Origin of the sequence: Tenacibaculum dicentrarchi (assembly GCF_964036635.1) — a bacterium.
In the GTDB taxonomy this organism is placed as follows: domain Bacteria; phylum Bacteroidota; class Bacteroidia; order Flavobacteriales; family Flavobacteriaceae; genus Polaribacter; species Polaribacter dicentrarchi.
On sequence record NZ_OZ038524.1, the window covers coordinates 597,223 to 620,801 of the forward strand.

The window sequence follows — 23,579 nt, forward strand, 5'->3', positions numbered from 1 at the left end:
ATGTTTTTAATATGTTTTATTCTTTATTACAGTACTTTTTTTTTTGTTAAAATCCTTTTTTTACAAAAAAAACATTAATTTTGCATAGGCGTAATATTTGTTTGCGTTCATATTATTTCCTCCCCCTTCAAGTAGTATGTATTTAAGTAAATAAATCAAGTTAGTATATGTTTTTCTAAGAGAAAAACATATACATGTAGTTTCAAGTGTGTTTTTTACATTAATGCTTTAAAAAATTAAATTATTATGAAGGTCAATTATTACTTAATTAAAAATAAGCTTTTACTCTCAGGGCTTTTAATCACTTATTTATTTCTGATACCCTCGTTGGTATTGGCGCAGGGTTGCCCAAATGGGGAATTAACAATTGATAATTACGTTGCAATAAGCAGTGCAACACAAGTTTTAGGAAGTCCTGATAATTCTAATTATTATTACTCTGGAAATACACCTTTAGTTTTAGAATATGCAGAAGAGTTTACAGAAGGAGCTATTATTACTTTTAGGGGTTATTATTCTCAATATGATGAGCCGTTAACAATTGAGTTTGGAAACTCTAATACAGTGTTCAACACAACAAAAGTGGTAACACCTATTTTTCCTGAAGATGTTATGGGAGAAGTTACTATAACAGTACCTAATGGAGTAGGTATTGATACAGCGGCAGGGTATAAATGGCTTCGTTTAGTAGGAAAAGGCTGGGATGGTTTTAATACAACGAGAATATATTTAGATGCAGTCAAAATACAAACAATTAAGTGTAACCCTTGTACTGCGGGAGGTAATCCACCACAGTTTGCAACGAATCCGACGATACCTATTACAGGTCAATCAACATTTGATTTAAACACTTTTGATGCTACGATAACTAATAAAGGAACAAAAAATGTAAAATGGTATTATTTTTTACCAGCAAGTGTTGATAGTGAAATACCAAATGGATCACAAGTTTTAGCAGGAACTTATTATGCCGTTTTTGAAGGTGATGATAACGGAAGTCCTTGTTATAGTGATGCTACTGAATTTACAATAATTAGTGATTTTGATGGGGATTCAATTATTGATGATATTGATATTGATGATGATAATGATGGTATTATAGATAAATTTGAATGTACTTCTGATTTAACTTCTAGTGGAAGTTTTGAGTATGACCCTACCAAAACTACAGGTGATTTTGATGGAAGTTGGAAAATGAAAACGGCTAGTGATGGAAGTTTTTATACAGTACATTTAGAGGATCAAATGCCTACAGCAAATGGAGATATAGGAAAGAAAGATGATTGGATATTTCATGAGTCAGTAGATTGGACACAAGGGCAATATATAGTTTCTTCTAATCAACAAGCTAATGATTATCATCCTACAATAAAGCAGTCGATTACTGATGGTGGAGCTTTTATTATTTTTTCATTAAATAATGAGGCTATTTCTAATAATTTAACAGGTTTAACTATAGGAGAAAATTATGAGTTTACTTATGAAATGGGGTTTTTACCTAGGTATAGTGATGCAGGAAGTATATCTAGCTATGCTCCTTCAACTTATGTTGATATAACAGGTGGTGATGTTTTAACTAGTGATGATCCAGATTTTGGTGCTTATGCTATTACCGATTTTCCAAGTACAGTTTCAAAGACTAGTCAACCATTAGATCCTAACTGGAAAGTATACAGGGTCATTTTTAAAGCAACATCAACCTCTGTTAATGTAAAACTGGGAACGAATAGTTCTGATGTAGTGACTATAGACGCTGTTAAAGTTGTTAGATTTCCAATTGACCCAATATGTACTAGAGGTTTAAATACAGATGCTGATGGTGACGGCTGTGATGATGGTACAGAAGCAGGTTTAAAAGCTTTAACTCCAGCAGAAATTGCAATGGGTGTTGGAGTAAATGGTTTATATGATGCTTTAGAAACTTCTGTAGATTCTGGAATTTTAAAAGATCCTATTGATTTAACTACAAATCCTTATGATAAAGATAAACAAGGATCTACCTGTGTTATTTGTGTTAATCCTGATGATAGTTTAATAGTTAGTAACCCGACCATTTGTAGCGGTTCAGAAGCTTCAATAACAATAACAAGTGCAGAGGTTGGAGTAACTTATCAATTGCGTTTAGAAAGTGATGATAGTGAAGTAACAGGAGCTTCTGCTACACAGTTGTTAACTAGTGATTTAACGCTTAAGGTGACGCCAACTACAACAACTGTTTATAATATTTATGCAACAAAAGGAACATGTAATATTGAATTAACCAATAAAGTTACGGTAAAAGTAAATACTTGTACTACCACGGCAACTAATGATAATTTTTCAGGAAATGAAAATGGCGGGGATATCACTGGAAATGTTATCACAGGAAATAACGGAAATGGAGTTGATAGTGATTCAGAAAGCGTAATGTTAACAGTAGTAAGCGCAACTGTAGATGCAAATGGAGATGGAACTCCAACTGCTTTAGATTTAGGAATAGCAACAGAGATTGAAGTTTCGGCAACAAAAATAGGAACATTAACGTTAAGTGTAAATGGAGATTTAGTATTCGTACCTGAAGCAAATTATTATGGTACTGTGCCAACAATAAACTATATTATTAATGGTTCAAAGAATGATAGTGCTGATATCTTAATTACAGTAGTATCAGAAGGAGATATTGATGGTGATGGTATTTCTAATTCGTTGGATTTAGATAATGATAATGATGGTATTTTAGATGCAGAAGAAGATGCTAATTGTACTGGTTCTATAGTAGAAGAAATAATCATAAATGAAACATTTGAAGCTGGAGTAGTAGGAACAGATATTCCAAAAGGAAGTTTGGTTGGGGTATCAGGTATTGATGGTCTAAAAGAAGCTTATAATTCACACCCAGGGAATACGAGTACAACAAATGTAGGGGAATATAAATCTATTTCTGGAGTTGATGGTAATCCAAGTATCGTAATTGATGCAAATGGAGGAGGAATAGTTGATAAAGAGCAAATGTCTTCATTTATCGTTTTAAATAAAGTAAATTTATTAAATGGAGATAAACATACTGTTGAAGCTGATTTTTCATTAGGGTTACAAGCTACAGGTTCAACTTTAACAAATGAAAGCAATGAATATGGTATTGCTATTGGTGCACCTAATCAAGACCCTATTTGGAAAGAAGATTATACAGGAGCTCCAGATGGTGTATTTTTATATGGACATGGAAGTGTTTTAATTAGAGAACCTAATTCATCATTACCTAATTTTACAGCACCTCCAAGGGTAAAAGGTTGGTTTAGACAATCTACAACTTATTATGTTAAAGATAACGGATCTGGTATTTTGCATTTATATGCTGATAATAAGGGGTATCAATATGATGCTTCAGGAATTTTAGGAGCTCCTTTTATAGCAAATGAAATAGATTTAGGTGCAGCAAGTAATTATCCTTGGTTAAATAATGCAGCCATTAGTGTATCTACCGATGAATATGTCGATAATGTAATTGTTAAAATTAATCACTGTGATACTGACAATGATGGAGTACCAAATTATTTAGATTTAGATTCTGACGGTGATGGTTGTAATGACGTTCTTGAATCTGGAGGAATAGATGCAAATAATGATGGTATTTTAGATGGAGACGGTTTTAATGCAACTGGGCAAGTAACAACATCAGGAGCAATACTAGCAAGCAGCTATAATGGCGTAACAGGTAACGAAATAAAAGCGACAAAATTAACTGCCGATTTTACTGCTTTAGTTGATAAAACAGTAACCGAAGGGCAAGCAACAAGCTTTACCTTAACATCTGCAACAGCAGATGAGGCGACTTCTTATGCTGCTGGAGTACCAACATACGGAACACTGGGGAATGCAAATCTAGGCATAGAATACCAATGGTATATTGGTGATCCTGCTACTACAGGTGTATTAATTGATAATAGTATAACAACAGATGTATATACAGATTCTAATACAGCAATTTTAAATATTAGTGATGCTACAGGTTTAACTGGAAAAGAGTATTATTTAAAAGTTACCCATGCTGACAATAAGTGTTTAGATAAAACAGCTAGCGCTAAATTAACTGTAAATGTCTTACCAACAACCGATGATATTACATCAGCAAGTATTTCAAGTGATGCGGGAGCAACAGATATTGTAAATCCAACAGGAAACGATACCGATGGAACAGTTGAAAATTATAAAATCACGAGTTTACCAAGCGGTGGAACCTTATTTTTAGCCGATGGAATAACGCCTGTAACCTTAAATCAAGTGTTAACATTAGCCCAAGCAGATGGCTTAAAATTTGATCCTGATGGAAGTACAAATGATGATGCTACTTTTAATATCGCAGCAATAGATAATGATAGCGGTGAAGATGCAACACCAGCAACCATCACAATTCCACTAGGAAATGTCTTACCAACAACCGATGATATTACATCAGCAAGTATTTCAAGTGATGCGGGAGCAACAGATATTGTAAATCCAACAGGAAACGATACCGATGGAACGGTTGAAAATTATAAAATCACGAGTTTACCAAGCGGTGGAACCTTATTTTTAGCCGATGGAATAACGCCTGTAACCTTAAACCAAGTGTTAACATTAGCCCAAGCAGATGGCTTAAAATTTGATCCTGATGGAAGTACAAATGATGATGCTACTTTTAATATCGCAGCAATAGATAATGATAGCGGCGAAGATGCAACACCAGCAACCATCACAATTCCACTAGGAAATGTCTTACCAACAACCGATGATATTACATCAGCAAGTATTTCAAGTGATGCGGGAGCAACAGATATTGTAAATCCAACAGGAAACGATACCGATGGAACGGTTGAAAATTATAAAATCACGAGTTTACCAAGCGGTGGAACCTTATTTTTAGCCGATGGAATAACGCCTGTAACCTTAAACCAAGTGTTAACATTAGCCCAAGCAGATGGCTTAAAATTTGATCCTGATGGAAGTACAAATGATGATGCTACTTTTAATATCGCAGCAATAGATAATGATAGCGGCGAAGATGCAACACCAGCAACCATCACAATTCCACTAGGAAATGTCTTACCAACAACCGATGATATTACATCAGCAAGTATTTCAAGTGATGCGGGAGCAACAGATATTGTAAATCCAACAGGAAACGATACCGATGGAACGGTTGAAAATTATAAAATCACGAGTTTACCAAGCGGTGGAACCTTATTTTTAGCCGATGGAATAACACCTGTAACCTTAAACCAAGTGTTAACATTAGCCCAAGCAGATGGCTTAAAATTTGATCCTGATGGAAGTACAAATGATGATGCTACTTTTAATATCGCAGCAATAGATAATGATAGCGGTGAAGATGCAACACCAGCAACCATCACAATACCACTAGGAAATGTCTTGCCAACAACCGATGATATTACATCAGCAAGTATTTCAAGTGATGCGGGAGCAACAGATATTGTAAATCCAACAGGAAACGATACCGATGGAACGGTTGAAAATTATAAAATCACGAGTTTACCAAGCGGTGGAACCTTATTTTTAGCCGATGGAATAACACCTGTAACCTTAAATCAAGTGTTAACATTAGCCCAAGCAGATGGCTTAAAATTTGATCCTGATGGAAGTACAAATGATGATGCTACTTTTAATATCGCAGCAATAGATAATGATAGCGGCGAAGATGCAACACCAGCAACCATCACAATTCCACTAGGAAATGTCTTGCCAACAACCGATGATATTACATCAGCAAGTATTTCAAGTGATGCGGGAGCAACAGATATTGTAAATCCAACAGGAAACGATACCGATGGAACGGTTGAAAATTATAAAATCACGAGTTTACCAAGCGGTGGAACCTTATTTTTAGCCGATGGAATAACGCCTGTAACCTTAAACCAAGTGTTAACATTAGCCCAAGCAGATGGCTTAAAATTTGATCCTGATGGAAGTACAAATGATGATGCTACTTTTAATATCGCAGCAATAGATAATGATAGCGGCGAAGATGCAACACCAGCAACCATCACAATACCACTAGGAAATGTCTTGCCAACAACCGATGATATTACATCAGCAAGTATTTCAAGTGATGCGGGAGCAACAGATATTGTAAATCCAACAGGAAACGATACCGATGGAACGGTTGAAAATTATAAAATCACGAGTTTACCAAGCGGTGGAACCTTATTTTTAGCCGATGGAATAACGCCTGTAACCTTAAATCAAGTGTTAACATTAGCCCAAGCAGATGGCTTAAAATTTGATCCTGATGGAAGTACAAATGATGATGCTACTTTTAATATCGCAGCAATAGATAATGATAGCGGCGAAGATGCAACACCAGCAACCATCACAATACCACTAGGAAATGTCTTGCCAACAACCGATGATATTACATCAGCAAGTATTTCAAGTGATGCGGGAGCAACAGATATTGTAAATCCAACAGGAAACGATACCGATGGAACGGTTGAAAATTATAAAATCACGAGTTTACCAAGCGGTGGAACCTTATTTTTAGCCGATGGAATAACGCCTGTAACCTTAAATCAAGTGTTAACATTAGCCCAAGCAGATGGCTTAAAATTTGATCCTGATGGAAGTACAAATGATGATGCTACTTTTAATATCGCAGCAATAGATAATGATAGCGGCGAAGATGCAACACCAGCAACCATCACAATTCCACTAGGAAATGTCTTACCAACAACCGATGATATTACATCAGCAAGTATTTCAAGTGATGCGGGAGCAACAGATATTGTAAATCCAACAGGAAACGATACCGATGGAACGGTTGAAAATTATAAAATCACGAGTTTACCAAGCGGTGGAACCTTATTTTTAGCCGATGGAATAACACCTGTAACCTTAAACCAAGTGTTAACATTAGCCCAAGCAGATGGCTTAAAATTTGATCCTGATGGAAGTACAAATGATGATGCTACTTTTAATATCGCAGCAATAGATAATGATAGCGGTGAAGATGCAACACCAGCAACCATCACAATACCACTAGGAAATGTCTTGCCAACAACCGATGATATTACATCAGCAAGTATTTCAAGTGATGCGGGAGCAACAGATATTGTAAATCCAACAGGAAACGATACCGATGGAACGGTTGAAAATTATAAAATCACGAGTTTACCAAGCGGTGGAACCTTATTTTTAGCCGATGGAATAACACCTGTAACCTTAAATCAAGTGTTAACATTAGCCCAAGCAGATGGCTTAAAATTTGATCCTGATGGAAGTACAAATGATGATGCTACTTTTAATATCGCAGCAATAGATAATGATAGCGGCGAAGATGCAACACCAGCAACCATCACAATTCCACTAGGAAATGTCTTGCCAACAACCGATGATATTACATCAGCAAGTATTTCAAGTGATGCGGGAGCAACAGATATTGTAAATCCAACAGGAAACGATACCGATGGAACGGTTGAAAATTATAAAATCACGAGTTTACCAAGCGGTGGAACCTTATTTTTAGCCGATGGAATAACGCCTGTAACCTTAAACCAAGTGTTAACATTAGCCCAAGCAGATGGCTTAAAATTTGATCCTGATGGAAGTACAAATGATGATGCTACTTTTAATATCGCAGCAATAGATAATGATAGCGGTGAAGATGCAACACCAGCAACCATCACAATTCCACTAGGAAATGTCTTACCAACAACCGATGATATTACATCAGCAAGTATTTCAAGTGATGCGGGAGCAACAGATATTGTAAATCCAACAGGAAACGATACCGATGGAACGGTTGAAAATTATAAAATCACGAGTTTACCAAGCGGTGGAACCTTATTTTTAGCCGATGGAATAACGCCTGTAACCTTAAACCAAGTGTTAACATTAGCCCAAGCAGATGGCTTAAAATTTGATCCTGATGGAAGTACAAATGATGATGCTACTTTTAATATCGCAGCAATAGATAATGATAGCGGCGAAGATGCAACACCAGCAACCATCACAATTCCACTAGGAAATGTCTTACCAACAACCGATGATATTACATCAGCAAGTATTTCAAGTGATGCGGGAGCAACAGATATTGTAAATCCAACAGGAAACGATACCGATGGAACGGTTGAAAATTATAAAATCACGAGTTTACCAAGCGGTGGAACCTTATTTTTAGCCGATGGAATAACACCTGTAACCTTAAACCAAGTGTTAACATTAGCCCAAGCAGATGGCTTAAAATTTGATCCTGATGGAAGTACAAATGATGATGCTACTTTTAATATTGCAGCAATAGATAATGATAGCGGCGAAGATGCAACACCAGCAACCATCACAATACCACTAGGAAATGTCTTACCAACAACCGATGATATTACATCAGCAAGTATTTCAAGTGATGCGGGAGCAACAGATATTGTAAATCCAACAGGAAACGATACCGATGGAACGGTTGAAAATTATAAAATCACGAGTTTACCAAGCGGTGGAACCTTATTTTTAGCCGATGGAATAACACCTGTAACCTTAAACCAAGTGTTAACATTAGCCCAAGCAGATGGCTTAAAATTTGATCCTGATGGAAGTACAAATGATGATGCTACTTTTAATATCGCAGCAATAGATAATGATAGCGGCGAAGATGCAACACCAGCAACCATCACAATTCCACTAGGAAATGTCTTACCAACAACCGATGATATTACATCAGCAAGTATTTCAAGTGATGCGGGAGCAACAGATATTGTAAATCCAACAGGAAACGATACCGATGGAACGGTTGAAAATTATAAAATCACGAGTTTACCAAGCGGTGGAACCTTATTTTTAGCCGATGGAATAACGCCTGTAACCTTAAACCAAGTGTTAACATTAGCCCAAGCAGATGGCTTAAAATTTGATCCTGATGGAAGTACAAATGATGATGCTACTTTTAATATCGCAGCAATAGATAATGATAGCGGTGAAGATGCAACACCAGCAACCATCACAATTCCACTAGGAAATGTCTTACCAACAACCGATGATATTACATCAGCAAGTATTTCAAGTGATGCGGGAGCAACAGATATTGTAAATCCAACAGGAAACGATACCGATGGAACGGTTGAAAATTATAAAATCACGAGTTTACCAAGCGGTGGAACCTTATTTTTAGCCGATGGAATAACACCTGTAACCTTAAACCAAGTGTTAACATTAGCCCAAGCAGATGGCTTAAAATTTGATCCTGATGGAAGTACAAATGATGATGCTACTTTTAATATCGCAGCAATAGATAATGATAGCGGCGAAGATGCAACACCAGCAACCATCACAATTCCACTAGGAAATGTCTTGCCAACAACCGATGATATTACATCAGCAAGTATTTCAAGTGATGCGGGAGCAACAGATATTGTAAATCCAACAGGAAACGATACCGATGGAACGGTTGAAAATTATAAAATCACGAGTTTACCAAGCGGTGGAACCTTATTTTTAGCCGATGGAATAACACCTGTAACCTTAAACCAAGTGTTAACATTAGCCCAAGCAGATGGCTTAAAATTTGATCCTGATGGAAGTACAAATGATGATGCTACTTTTAATATCGCAGCAATAGATAATGATAGCGGCGAAGATGCAACACCAGCAACCATCACAATACCACTAGGAAATGTCTTGCCAACAACCGATGATATTACATCAGCAAGTATTTCAAGTGATGCGGGAGCAACAGATATTGTAAATCCAACAGGAAACGATACCGATGGAACGGTTGAAAATTATAAAATCACGAGTTTACCAAGCGGTGGAACCTTATTTTTAGCCGATGGAATAACACCTGTAACCTTAAACCAAGTGTTAACATTAGCCCAAGCAGATGGCTTAAAATTTGATCCTGATGGAAGTACAAATGATGATGCTACTTTTAATATCGCAGCAATAGATAATGATAGCGGCGAAGATGCAACACCAGCAACCATCACAATACCACTAGGAAATGTCTTGCCAACAACCGATGATATTACATCAGCAAGTATTTCAAGTGATGCGGGAGCAACAGATATTGTAAATCCAACAGGAAACGATACCGATGGAACGGTTGAAAATTATAAAATCACGAGTTTACCAAGCGGTGGAACCTTATTTTTAGCCGATGGAATAACGCCTGTAACCTTAAATCAAGTGTTAACATTAGCCCAAGCAGATGGCTTAAAATTTGATCCTGATGGAAGTACAAATGATGATGCTACTTTTAATATTGCAGCAATAGATAATGATAGCGGCGAAGATGCAACACCAGCAACCATCACAATTCCACTAGGAAATGTCTTACCAACAACCGATGATATTACATCAGCAAGTATTTCAAGTGATGCGGGAGCAACAGATATTGTAAATCCAACAGGAAACGATACCGATGGAACGGTTGAAAATTATAAAATCACGAGTTTACCAAGCGGTGGAACCTTATTTTTAGCCGATGGAATAACGCCTGTAACCTTAAATCAAGTGTTAACATTAGCCCAAGCAGATGGCTTAAAATTTGATCCTGATGGAAGTACAAATGATGATGCTACTTTTAATATCGCAGCAATAGATAATGATAGCGGCGAAGATGCAACACCAGCAACCATCACAATACCACTAGGAAATGTCTTGCCAACAACCGATGATATTACATCAGCAAGTATTTCAAGTGATGCGGGAGCAACAGATATTGTAAATCCAACAGGAAACGATACCGATGGAACGGTTGAAAATTATAAAATCACGAGTTTACCAAGCGGTGGAACCTTATTTTTAGCCGATGGAATAACGCCTGTAACCTTAAACCAAGTGTTAACATTAGCCCAAGCAGATGGCTTAAAATTTGATCCTGATGGAAGTACAAATGATGATGCTACTTTTAATATCGCAGCAATAGATAATGATAGCGGCGAAGATGCAACACCAGCAACCATCACAATACCACTAGGAAATGTCTTGCCAACAACCGATGATATTACATCAGCAAGTATTTCAAGTGATGCGGGAGCAACAGATATTGTAAATCCAACAGGAAACGATACCGATGGAACGGTTGAAAATTATAAAATCACGAGTTTACCAAGCGGTGGAACCTTATTTTTAGCCGATGGAATAACGCCTGTAACCTTAAATCAAGTGTTAACATTAGCCCAAGCAGATGGCTTAAAATTTGATCCTGATGGAAGTACAAATGATGATGCTACTTTTAATATCGCAGCAATAGATAATGATAGCGGCGAAGATGCAACACCAGCAACCATCACAATTCCACTAGGAAATGTCTTACCAACAACCGATGATATTACATCAGCAAGTATTTCAAGTGATGCGGGAGCAACAGATATTGTAAATCCAACAGGAAACGATACCGATGGAACGGTTGAAAATTATAAAATCACGAGTTTACCAAGCGGTGGAACCTTATTTTTAGCCGATGGAATAACGCCTGTAACCTTAAATCAAGTGTTAACATTAGCCCAAGCAGATGGCTTAAAATTTGATCCTGATGGAAGTACAAATGATGATGCTACTTTTAATATCGCAGCAATAGATAATGATAGCGGCGAAGATGCAACACCAGCAACCATCACAATTCCACTAGGAAATGATGAAAACCCAACAGCTAAATCTGACGAAGTATCAACGTTAAAAGATACAGCTGTAACAACAGGAAATGTACTAGAAAATGATAGTGTTTTAGACAATGCAACAATCACGAGTTTTGATACGACAAGTACGAAAGGTGGAACGGTTATAAATAATGGCGATGGAACATTTACATATACACCAGCATTAGGATTTGTAGGAAAAGATACCTTTACATATACTTTATGTGATGATGACATCCCAATATCATTTTGTTCAACAGCAACGGTAACGGTGAATGTAGAGTCAGTAATTGAACCTATTGTTGACGATTATACAACAACACCAGTATTAGCAGGAGAAAATACTCCATCTATAATCGATAACGATACATTTAATGGAAATCCAATAGTTGTAGGAACAGGAAAAGATGAAGTTACTTTAACCCCCAATCCAAACCAAAATAATGAACCAGGATTTACGTTCAATACTGATGGAACTATTATGGTTTCAGAGAGTGTAACAGAAGGATTGTATGAATTAGAGTATCAGATTTGCGAAAATGGAGCAAATCCAACAAATTGTGCTACAGCAAAAGTTAAGATTTTAGTTAAGAAAAAATCACTTCCTTGTGGAACGCCATACAACATCATGACACCAGATAACGATGGTGAAAATGATAGCTTCTTTATTTCTTGTATTGATAAGCCCGAATACGCAAATAATACTGTAGAGATATTCAATAGATGGGGAAATACAGTTTATAAAGCTTCAGGGTATAATAATGAAAGTGTTTCATTTAAAGGAATTTCAAACGGAAGAACAACACTAGTTGTTGATGAAAAATTACCACCAGGAACTTATTATTATGTTATTGATTTAGGAGATGGTTCAAAACCAAAAGTAGGTTGGTTATACATTAATAGATAAAAAAAACAATATGAAAATTAGATATTCAATACTATTAATTCTATGTATAATCAGCGGAATTAATGCACAACAAGATCCACAATATACACAGTATATGTACAATACAATGACCGTAAACCCTGCTTATGCAGGGTCAAACGGACATAGTATCATTAATTTATTAGGAAGAACTCAATGGGTTGGTGTTGATGGAGCACCTGATAGTCAGACATTAAGTTATGACACTCCATTAGGTTATAGTGGAGTAGGTTTAGGAATCAACTTAACAAATGATCGAATAGGTCCATCAAACGAACTTTATTTAGATATCAACGGGTCTTATACAATTCGTACAAGCGAAGAAGGGAATTTATCTTTAGGATTAAAACTCGGAGGTCGTAATTTGAATATTGATTGGAATAAAGGACGTATTAAAAATACAGGAGATAAAAAAGTACAAACGAATATTAATAAGTTTTTACCAACCATTGGAGCAGGACTATATTACTATACAAATAATTGGTATTTAGGAGCAGCAATTCCAAATTTTATAAACACCGATCATTATGATGACACTGTTAATGGTGGAGATATAGCAAAAGAACGCAAGCATTTATTTTTTATCGCAGGATATGTTTTTGATTTAAGTGATAACATAAAGTTTAAACCCGCAGCATTGGCAAAAGCAGTAAAAGGAGCGCCATTATCAGTAGATGTGTCAGCAAATTTTATGTTTAACGAAAAATTTACAGGAGGTTTGGCTTGGCGATGGGATGATTCTATAAGTGCTTTGTTAGGATTTCAAGTAAATAAAAGTTTATACTTAGGTTTTGCATATGATTTAACGAGCTCAAATTATAGTAATTATAATTCAGGAACTTATGAAGCAATGCTACGTTATGAAATACTTAAGGAACAGGCTATAAAATCTCCAAGATTCTTCTAAAGATAAAAGAAAAACGAATTCAGATGAAAAAAATAATATACATACTAATTTTATTAATAAGCACAGCTAGTTTAGGGCAACGTAAATATGCTGCAGATAGATATTATAAAGAATTTGCCTATAAAAAAGCTTCCGAATTATATGAGTCAATTTATAAAAAAGGCGATAATTCTTATTTAGTATTAAGTCGTTTAGCAGATGCTCAATATTTCAATTTTGAATTTACAAAAGCAGAAAAGTATTATGCAAAATTAATGGAACTTCACGAAGAAAACGTTTCTTCTAAACATTTATTTAGATACTCTCAAGTATTGAAAACGAATGGTAAAATAGCTGAATCTGATACTTGGTTGTTAAAGTTAAAAGGAGAAAATAGCAGTGATAGTAGAGTTAAATCATTAGAGAATAATAAAGATTATTTTGCAGAATATTCCAATACAAAAAAAACGTATATTAATATTCATAATGTATCAAGCAATACAAAATATTCTGATTTTGGTGGTTTTATTTATGATGACGCACTTTATTTTGCATCAACGAAACCAAAAAATAAAAGAGATAAAAAGTTATATAAATGGAATAAACAACCATTTTTGAACATCTATAAGGCAAAGCAAAATAATATAGTATCTAAAAAAATGCTAGATTTAGAGAAATCAGAAATGCTTGAAGGATTAAGTTCAAAATATCATGAATCTAATATAATTATCACAAAAAACGGAAAAAAAGCCTATTTTACAAGAGATAATTACGATGGAAGAAAATTAAAAGGTGATGAAGATCAAGTATCTCATCTTAAAATTTACAGTGCCGATAAAATAGGTGAAATATGGGGTAATGTTCAAGAATTACCTTTTAATAGCAATGATTATTCATGTGGTCATCCAGCTTTAAGTTTAGATGAAGAAACTTTATATTTTGTATCAGATATGCCAAATGGATTTGGAGGTACTGATATTTATAAAGCAAGAATTTTAGGCGATAATAAATTTGGAAAATCAATCAATCTAGGAAGTGAAATTAATACAGAAAGTAGAGAAATGTTTCCATTTATCGGAACAAACAACGAGTTGTATTTTTCGTCAAATGGTCATTTAGGTTTAGGAGCTTTAGATGTTTTTGAAGCAAAATACGTTGAAGGGAAATATGAAAATCCTGTAAATTTAGGAAGTCCAATAAACAGTGCATTTGATGATTTTTCATTTGTAATAAACCAAAAACATTCCCACGGATTTTTCTCATCAAACCGCAAAAATGGAAAGGGAGATGATGATATTTATAGTTTTATAATTTATCAATGTAAAGAGGATATCAAAGGAGTAATTAGTGATTCTCGTACAGGAGAACCAATTTCTAATGTTGTTGTTCAATTAATGAATCCAAAAGGAGAAGTTGTATCATCATTAAAAACAGGACGTACAGGTTCTTATATTTTTAAACAGAGAGATTGTGAGCATAATTTTGTAGTTGTAGCATCAAAAGAAGGCTATAAAAATGTAAATGAACAAGCAGCAACCCTTGATGTTAATCAGCAAGATGTTATTGTAAATCTTAATTTACAGTCATTAATAGTAGGAAATCAGATAGTAATTAATCCTATTTATTTTGATTTTGATTTATGGAACATTCGAGAAGATGCCGAATATGAACTAGAAGATATTGTAAGTGTAATGAATACGTATCCTGAATTAGTTATCAAAATAGAGTCTCATACTGATAGTCGTGGAAGTAAAACTTACAATAGAAATTTATCTGATCGAAGAGCAAAATCAACGCGCGATTATATAATTTCAAGAGGAATTGCATCAAACAGAATAGAAAGTGCGATTGGTTTTGGAGAGGACGATTTATTAAATGATTGTGATGATGCCAACAGTAAAAAATGTACGGAAGAAGAGCATCAGAAAAACAGGCGTTCTTATTTTTATATTGTTAAAGGAAATGAAATTGTAAAGGCAGTAAATGAGTAAAAAAAGTAGTTGCTAAACGCTTAAAAAATAAGTTTTATAATAAAAAAACACGAGGTTAATACTTCGTGTTTTTTGGTTTATAACCAATTTCCTTCTTGTTCAAAAAGAAAAAAGAAACTGTTGTTATAGCGATCATTATAGCGGTAATTATGCTTACAATGATGTTTCCGTATGCGGTTATTTTTAAGCCGATAGAAAACCGTATTATTAAAATAGTAATTGTTACTAAACTGATAGCTATCCAGTAAGTAGGGTTAGGTTTATATTCTTTTATATTCTTTTTTTCTATTTTTTTTAAAGACCAAATAATAAATAAACCACCTAGTAACGTACTTAAATGTTGTAGTATTTTAAAGTATGAAATTGGAGAATTTAATATTTTTTTATTCAGTTTAAAATAGCTTGTGAAAAAGGTATTTTGATGTGTAAAAGAATCCCAAAGTATGTGCGAATATGCTCCGATCAAAATAGATAAACAAACAATAAACCAATTTTTAATAAAATAATTATTCCAGTTTAAATCTTTTAAATCAGTTGTTCGTGTTTGAATATATTTAGGTGAATTTTCTAGTAACGGTGTTTTAATGATAAGATGAAAAATAAAACATAATAGGAGCCCTAAGGGAAGGTTAAACCAAAGTGTTCCAAGTATGGTATGACTGAAGTTACTTTGAATTTTCATCCGCAAGAAATATTCAAAATCAGGTGTTAAACTACCAATTATTACTGCGGTCAAAGAAATCCATTTTCCAAAGATATTTTTAAGAGGCATAACAATTGCTGGGTGTGAAAAGGTAAACGGCATTTTTTATATATTAATTTTATTTTATAAAAAGTATTTTAAATTCAACGCGAAAGATAAGTAAATGACATCATTTAAGTATTAAGCTTTGTTTTTTGTGTTTAGCCCATGTATCAGATATTTTTTTAGGTTCTAATTGTATTTCTCTAGATTTAAGATTATCATTAGAAAAAAGAAAATCGGCACTTTTTCATGATCTATTAAAACGTGAATTAAGATACTTCGCAATTTGCTTGTTTTTTTCGGTTAAAAATACTTTTAAATTCTTGATATGACTTGTATAAGCTCTTAAAGTATCTGGTCGCAACGATTTTTTTGCCATTTGTTGATTTATTTGATGTAAATAATTATCAAAGACATCAAACAATTTTACTTTTTTTAGTAGTTTTTGTTCTTGTTTTGGCGAGTTATTGACACGGTTAAAAGGTGTCCAACCTCGTATCAATATTTAATTTGATGATGATTGTTTGAGTGTATATCCTCTTTGTTTTTTACATTTTAAATTCTTTACTCTATGCCGTTTTCTTTTTAGTTGCTTTGTTTCGTAGGGTCTTTTGCGTAAAAGATGATTTCCTAACGGTTATTTTCTTTTAATTCTGCAGGAATATAGTCTATAAAAGGTAGTAGGCTATTACTATTTTAAAGTTTTGACATTTTTTTTGTATTGATTTTTGGATTAAAATCAACAGTAAAACTTTTGACACGTTTTGTTTTCGTAGCCAATAAAAACCAAAAAAACCCTTTAAAATAAAGGGTTTCAGAGTCTTTTAGTAGCGAGAAGCAGATTTGAACTGCCGACCTCAGGGTTATGAATCCTGCGCTCTAACCAACTGAGCTATCTCGCCATTGCGGGTGCAAATATACAACTTCTTTTTAGATACACAATAAAAAATGTAATAAAAATGAATTTTTTTTTAAAAAAAATATATATACCTTGCCATACTAAGAAAAAAAAAAAATGACAAAAGTTAAATACGAATTAGAATTTCCTATACACGCATCACCAAGTATGCTGTTTAATAGTTTAGCAACCCCTTCAGGATTAGAAGAATGGTTTGCTGATAGCGTTAATTCTCGTGGGAAATTAATTACTTTTACTTGGGATGGCTCAGAAGAGGAGGCTAAAATTTTAGCAAAAAAAGCAAATGAGCGCATAAAATACAAATGGATTGAAAGTGAAGGTGATGAAAGTTATTTTGAATTTTTAATACAGGTAGATGCATTAACTAAAGATGTAGCTGTTATTATTACTGATTTTGCTGATGATCAAGACGATCTTGAGGAAGCAAAAATGTTATGGGAAAGTCAAATTGAAAGCTTAAAAAATAGTATAGGAGCTTAGTATTTTACGTTTTATAAAAAAACGCGATATTTAGTCGAGTTTTTTTATGGCTACTAATTACCTAAATTGTAATTTTGCAATCAAATTTTTAAAAATGATCAATTTTAACGGGAAAATAATACCAAAAACAGCATTACAATTATCTAATGATAATAGAGCTTTTAAATATGGTGATGCTATTTTTGAAACGGTAAGAGTTTTAAATACAAAGGTTGTTTTTATGGAAGATCATTATTTTAGATTAATGGCTTCAATGAGAATGCTACGTATGAAAATTCCAATGAAATTTACACTTGAATTTTTACAAGAAGAAATTTTAAAGGTAACAAATGAACTTCCTAAATCGTTAAATTATAGGGTTCGATTAACTGTTTATAGAAAGGATGGCGGTTTGTATAACCCACTATCAAATGATATTGATTATTTAATTGAAGCAAGTGAGTTCCATCCGATAGAAAAAACGAGTTATAAAATAGATTTATATAAAGATTTTTATAATTATTCGGGGTTGTTATCAACTATAAAAACAACTAACAGAATGCTAAATACCTTGTCAGCTGTTTTTGCTAATGAAAATGATTTAGACAACTGTATATTACTTAACGAACGTAAAGGAGTTGTTGAGGCTACTAATGGGAATATTTTTGTAATAAAAGATGAAGTTATAAAAACACCCGCTTTAACGGAGGGATGTATAAGAGGAGTTACTAGAAAGAAAGTGTTAGAAATTTTAGAAAAACATCCTAATTATACTGTTGAAGAAACCGTTATTTCTCCATTTGAATTACAAAAAGCAGATGAAATTTTTATAACAAATGCTATTATTGGTATTCAATCAGTTACTAATTATCGAAAAAAAGTATTTACATCAGAAATAACTAATAAAATAAAGAGCAGCCTTAAATTATTAGCTATTACTGGTTAATTCATTTGAATATCACTGGGTGCATTTGCCCAAATTTTATATTTACCGCCTTTTTGAAGTAGCTTATTTTTCCAAAAGCTCTCGTTATTAGTTGTTAAAATATTTTTGTAATCATTTTCGGAAATAAACCAAGAATCAATATTTAATTCATCAATTAATTGGTTTGTTTCCCATCCTGAATATCCTAAAAAGAAGCGAATATCTGTTGGTTTTAACTTGTTTTCAACCAACAGTTTTTTTAAATTTTCAAAATTACCACCCCAATAAATACCATTAGCAACTTCAATACTATTAGGTATTAGTTGAGGAACCTTATGTATAAAATACAAGTTATCTTGCTCAACAGGACCACCTTGATACACTCTAAAATCACAGTCAATTTCAGGTACTAAGTCGTTTAAAGTATGCTGTAATGGTCTGTTTAAAATAAACCCTACAGAGCTTTTTGAGGTATGTTCAGTTAGTAAAATAATAGTTCGTTTAAACGAACTATCGTTTAAAATAGTAGGTTCAGCAATTAACAACCTACCTTTTTTGGGTTTTAGTGCAACCATATATTTATTGTTTAGTACAAGACCAAAATAGGTAAAAATTAATGAAACTAATGAGATTTACAAAAAAAAAGATTTATATTTTTACTAAAATTGTAATAATCTCATTTTTTTTTATAACAGATAGCGGATATTTTGTTTTTTAAAACTAAATATCCGCTATCTTAAAATGTATTTTATTTGTTAAATACATTTTTAAGATAGAAGAATAATTGCTGTTTGACCACATACTACTTGTTTTTATTTCATCATAATTAGTAATAAAATTGTGTGTAATTTTCGGTTAATTAGAATCCGTTAAAAAACACATTTTTGTAAGGTTTTTAATAGCAATCTGTTTTAATTTGCTGCTTATAAGTAGCATTAAATTTATCAATTGGAGTATTTAATTTTTGTAAAGTAACTTGAGTTAAGACTTTTAAAACGCCATTCATCATGGCAACAGAACCACAAATCATAATACATCCATTATTTTTTAAGGTATCGGCAATTAAATCGGATTCTTTAAAAATGCTGTCTTGCACATATTGTTTTACGTACTTATTATTTTCCTGCGAATAAGAAATGTGAATGTTTTTAGGGTTTAAACCCGATAAAAAAGGTAGGTATATTTTTAAGGATTCTTGCGTTCTTCCGCCCCAAAATAAGTGTGTTTCATTACTGTTATTTAACATTCCTAAAAAGGGTGCAATTCCTGTTCCGTTAGCAATTAAAACAACTTTTTTTGATTTCTTCGGATATTGAAATGCTTTATTTTTTTCTATTTTTGCTTCTAAAATTGTGTTTTTTTCAATATTGAAAAGTAAATTAGAACACACGCCAAATTCATGTTTTTTGATACTTAATAAAACATCATTTTCTATTTTTCCAATAGAATATAAGCGTTTAATACCATCTTTTTTAGGTGTAATAGCCATTAAATCACCCGAGGTAAATTTTATCTTTTTAATAGGTTTTAATCGGATTAAAAAACAAGTATCATTGTTTAATAAGGTTTTACTAACTACCGAAAATTGTTGTTGTTTTTTATGTTTTTTTATGTTTAATTTTAGCTGTAAATCAATACCTGTTTTTTGACACCATTCTAACTTCCATTTTTTTAAGGCTAAAAAATCTTGATTATTAATTTTATAAAGAGCTGTTATTTTTTCAAATTTCGGATGCTTTTCAAGGACATTATCAATATCAATGGCAAATTTACAATAGTTTTTATATGCCAAAGAACCAAAACCAATTACGGCATATTTTATATTGTTTTCAGGCGTTATTTTTTGTAATAAATTTAAAAAATTTGTAGCATTTACAGGTGCTTTTCCTTCGGCATAGGTGGAGGTTAATAATAGTAAATGTTGTGCCTTTTTATAGGAAGTATAATCGTTTAAATGTGCTATAAAAACTGATTTTTTACTGATAATAAGTGCATTATATAAAGAAGTTGCATTTCTAAAAGATTCGCCAGTTTCCGATCCTACAAGGATGATAATTTCGGCAGCATCTTTTTTAATAGTATTTTTAGGAAGCAGGCTTTTTTGCTTTCTTTTTAAGGCGATAGCAAAACCTGAATAGCTAAAAAATAAAATAGAAATAGCTGTTAAAAGTAAAATAATCGCCCAAAAAATAGTGCCACGCCCTGTGTGTAAAAATAAACTCCAATCAACTAAAATAGCTGTTAAAGAGATGTTTTTAGCGCTAATAATTTTACCTGAATATTGATGTATAATTAGTTCTTTTGAGTGTAATTTTAATAAAAAATAATCTTCATTATCGTCAGAAAAAGGAAATTCAATGCTTTCTAATTCACTTAATTTGATGTTTTTAAAAGTAGCGAAATCTTCAATAGGAATTTTTTTAACAGATTTTTTATCCGAAGAAAACCCCGTAAAACTACTCGAATTAAAGGTGTGTTTAATTTTAGTGTTAGGTAAAATATTAAATTTTTCTAAAGATAAATACACACCTGTAACAGTAATGATAATAATAGGGATTAAGGCAAAACGCCCAATAACTACGTGGTAGTATTGCACAAAATTCTCCTTAACAACTTTGCTGAAAAAGCGTTTAATTCCGCCTTGTCTTTTAATAATTAAAATACTTCCTGTTATGGTAATTAAAAGTAGCAAGAAAGAGAATAGCCCAACTAAAAACCGCCCTGTAGATTTTAAAAACAACGATCTGTGTAGGTTTGTAGCCCATTTATAAATCTTTGATTTTGGAATAATATTGCTTATTTTTTTACCAGAAATAGGATTGATGTAAAAGCGTTTGTTTTTCCCTTTTTTGGTAATTACCGAAGCAATAACGAAGTTATTTTGAGTGACCTCTAGTGTAATAATTTCTTGATATTCTTTTTTTAAAGATGATATTGTTTGAGAAAGGTTAATTTGATTGGTAGGTATTGCGTAGGGTTTTAACTGATTTGAAATAGGTTCAAAAGCTAAAATAATACCTGTAATCGAGGCGGTAAGGATAAAAATAAAAGAAGATATAGCCAAAGTTAAGTGGCTATACCTCCAAATTGAAATCGTCATTTTTTATTGAAATTTATTGTGCAATCATGCGAATATATCGGATAAATCCTTTGCCTTCCATTTTACTTTTTAAGTTTTCTGAAGTCAGTTCAAATTCAATATCATTTTTATAATATTCTTGGTCTTCAACAGCCGATTCAAACCTAATTTTATAGCCTTTATCTAGTTTTTTGCTATCAATTTGAAGCATGGTAATTGCTCTGTTTCCTGGGCTAATAGTTGCGCCTGTAATGGCATCAATATCTGTACGAACTTTTCCTTGAAAACCCCACCACTCGGTAATGTCTGAATACCATTCCTGGTCATCGCCTTGAACAGCTAAAGTTTTTTCATATTCGCCGTTTGGGTTGAGTAATGAAACAATAATATAGGCACCTTCACCCGTATAATTTTTCATTTGAATCATACATTTATAGGTCAGCGCATCCGAGGTATTGAACGCCATAATTCCGAAGGCTACACTTAAAATTATAAGTACTTTTTTCATTTTTAAATATTTAATAATTTACTAAATCAAAAAAAATAATTTTTTGATTATTTTAAAAAATTGATATCAGTGTTTTTTAAAGCTTCATTTTCTGCTGCTAAATCGTATAGTGTTTCTTGAAAAGCCGTTTTTACATTTTTGTTAGCACCTTGGGCAATTAAATACTTAATAATAACGCTGTTTTTAGCAATTAATACAGCTTCTTGCAATGCTGTTAAACCTTTTTTGTTTTTAGCATTGATATCAATTTTATACTTTTTGATAAATTTTAACATCGCTAAACGTTGTTTTTGAACTGCCAAATGATATAGCGTATTTCCATCTTTTTGAGTTTGATTAACCTGTAAACCTTTTGTTTCTAATAGGGTTAATTTTTGTTCAAATTCAGCTTCTTTTTTATCATTAAATGTTTTGAATAAATGATAGTTTAAACTATTTCCTTTGGTATCTATCACAGAAATATCTGCATCTTTTTTCAGTAAAAATGCTACAATATCAGGGCTGTTTTTTAATGATTTTGTAAGTACCGATTCTCCTTTTTTATTGGTTTGATTAATGTTTTTAGTTTTTGAAGCTAACAATTTAATCACCGCTAACGAATTTCTACTAGCAGCATTTATTAGGGCAGTATTTCCTTGGGAATCTGTTTTGTTTACAGCAATTCCTTTACTTAAAAAGTACTTGAAAATAGCAATATCTTTATTACCGTAAGCCAAATTATGAAGCGGAGTTTCCCCTTTTATATTACTGATATTTGGATTAATTCCTATACCTTCTAAATACTTAAAAAAGGCAAGTGAATTATAGCCATTTCTTGAACCTTTTGAGGCTAGTAAAAACGCATTTCCGCCGTTTTTATTTAATCCTTTATAAGAAATTCCTTTTTTTATCAGCAATTCAAGCATTGTTTTATTTCCTTTTTTAGCAGCATAATTAAATGCTCCGTTTCCGTGATTATCTTCACTTTTTAGTGATAATCCTTTAGAGATAAAAAAATCGATTAGCTTAAAATTTTTAAAATGAGGCATGGCTAATAAAAGTGCATTTGCACCATTTTCATCAAAATCATTTTTAATATTAATCCCATTTTTGATAAACAAATTATAAATTTCGATATTCGTTTGCCCTGTTGCAGCGGCAAAAGTTAAGGGCGAAAAATGATGCGAATCTTTAATGTTTACTTTGGCGTTATTCTCTATAAAATGCTTTACCAACCCAATATTTCCTTTATAAGCCGCCCAAAAAACATAGGTTCTTTTGTCGTGTGTAAGTTTTTCAATGCCATTGCCTTTTAAGCTTAGTAAATATTTGATTGTAGCATTCGAAACGTTCTCTAAAATAGCGTAAGTAACTGCATCAAATCCGTGAGAATTTAATGCAGTAGCGTTATTTTTTTCTTGTATTTTTTGATTTATCAGTTCAATACTAGGATTTGTTTTCCAAAAATTTCTTTGTAAAAAAATGTTTGTGTTTTGAGAAAAAACCAATGTGCTGATACAGCAAAAATTAGCTAATAAAAATTGTTTAAATAATTTCATTTTC

The 23,579-nt window shown here is 32.8% G+C and carries 11 protein-coding genes and 1 tRNA gene; 5 read left to right on the forward strand and 7 right to left on the reverse strand.

Annotation, left to right across the window (positions count from 1 at the left end):
- Window positions 1–246 precede the first annotated feature (246 nt).
- The 3 genes from ABNT14_RS02675 to ABNT14_RS02685 are packed head-to-tail and all read left to right on the forward strand — an operon-like array spanning window position 247 to window position 15,402.
- Window positions 247–12,507, forward strand: a complete 12,261-nt coding sequence (locus tag ABNT14_RS02675) for a gliding motility-associated C-terminal domain-containing protein (protein WP_348719396.1) — start codon at window positions 247–249, stop codon at window positions 12,505–12,507.
- A 10-nt stretch (window positions 12,508–12,517) separates the two neighbouring features.
- Window positions 12,518–13,432, forward strand: coding sequence for a PorP/SprF family type IX secretion system membrane protein (locus ABNT14_RS02680; RefSeq protein WP_101902159.1), 915 nt, complete (start codon window positions 12,518–12,520; stop codon window positions 13,430–13,432).
- A gap of 23 nt (window positions 13,433–13,455) precedes the next feature.
- On the forward strand, window positions 13,456–15,402 hold the full coding sequence (locus ABNT14_RS02685) for an OmpA family protein (RefSeq protein WP_101902158.1): 1,947 nt from the start codon (window positions 13,456–13,458) through the stop codon (window positions 15,400–15,402).
- Between the two features lie 55 nt (window positions 15,403–15,457).
- On the opposite strand, the gene ABNT14_RS02690 is transcribed toward ABNT14_RS02685, so the two are convergent.
- The 3 genes from ABNT14_RS02690 to ABNT14_RS02700 form a co-directional block, all read right to left on the reverse strand.
- On the reverse strand, window positions 15,458–16,207 hold the full coding sequence (locus tag ABNT14_RS02690; RefSeq protein ID WP_101902364.1) for a DUF4184 family protein: 750 nt from the start codon (window positions 16,205–16,207) through the stop codon (window positions 15,458–15,460).
- 187 nt (window positions 16,208–16,394) lie between these two features.
- Window positions 16,395–16,649: a hypothetical protein gene (locus ABNT14_RS02695; protein WP_101902363.1), complete on the reverse strand. Its 255-nt coding sequence runs from the start codon at window positions 16,647–16,649 to the stop codon at window positions 16,395–16,397.
- Between the two features lie 326 nt (window positions 16,650–16,975).
- Window positions 16,976–17,049, reverse strand: a tRNA-Met gene (locus tag ABNT14_RS02700).
- Between the two features lie 113 nt (window positions 17,050–17,162).
- On the opposite strand from ABNT14_RS02700, the gene ABNT14_RS02705 reads away from it, so the two are divergent.
- Window positions 17,163–17,546 (forward strand): START-like domain-containing protein, encoded by a 384-nt coding sequence (locus tag ABNT14_RS02705; protein ID WP_101902362.1) that lies wholly within the window; start codon window positions 17,163–17,165, stop codon window positions 17,544–17,546.
- Between the two features lie 94 nt (window positions 17,547–17,640).
- Window positions 17,641–18,471, forward strand: a complete 831-nt coding sequence (locus ABNT14_RS02710) for an aminotransferase class IV (RefSeq protein ID WP_101902372.1) — start codon at window positions 17,641–17,643, stop codon at window positions 18,469–18,471.
- Here ABNT14_RS02710 and ABNT14_RS02715 read toward each other — a convergent pair.
- From ABNT14_RS02715 to ABNT14_RS02730, 4 genes are all read right to left on the reverse strand, one after another.
- Window positions 18,468–19,025 carry a YqgE/AlgH family protein gene (locus ABNT14_RS02715; RefSeq protein WP_101902361.1) on the reverse strand — a complete coding sequence of 186 codons (558 nt, stop codon included), beginning with the start codon at window positions 19,023–19,025 and terminating at the stop codon, window positions 18,468–18,470. The two genes, ABNT14_RS02710 and ABNT14_RS02715, sit on opposite strands and share 4 nt — an antisense overlap.
- Window positions 19,026–19,345: 320 nt before the next feature.
- On the reverse strand, window positions 19,346–21,550 hold the full coding sequence (locus tag ABNT14_RS02720) for a PepSY domain-containing protein (protein ID WP_101902360.1): 2,205 nt from the start codon (window positions 21,548–21,550) through the stop codon (window positions 19,346–19,348).
- 13 nt (window positions 21,551–21,563) lie between these two features.
- Window positions 21,564–22,037 carry a DUF2271 domain-containing protein gene (locus ABNT14_RS02725; RefSeq protein ID WP_101902359.1) on the reverse strand — a complete coding sequence of 158 codons (474 nt, stop codon included), beginning with the start codon at window positions 22,035–22,037 and terminating at the stop codon, window positions 21,564–21,566.
- Between the two features lie 47 nt (window positions 22,038–22,084).
- Window positions 22,085–23,575, reverse strand: a complete 1,491-nt coding sequence (locus tag ABNT14_RS02730; RefSeq protein WP_101902358.1) for an ankyrin repeat domain-containing protein — start codon at window positions 23,573–23,575, stop codon at window positions 22,085–22,087.
- Window positions 23,576–23,579: the final 4 nt, after the last annotated feature.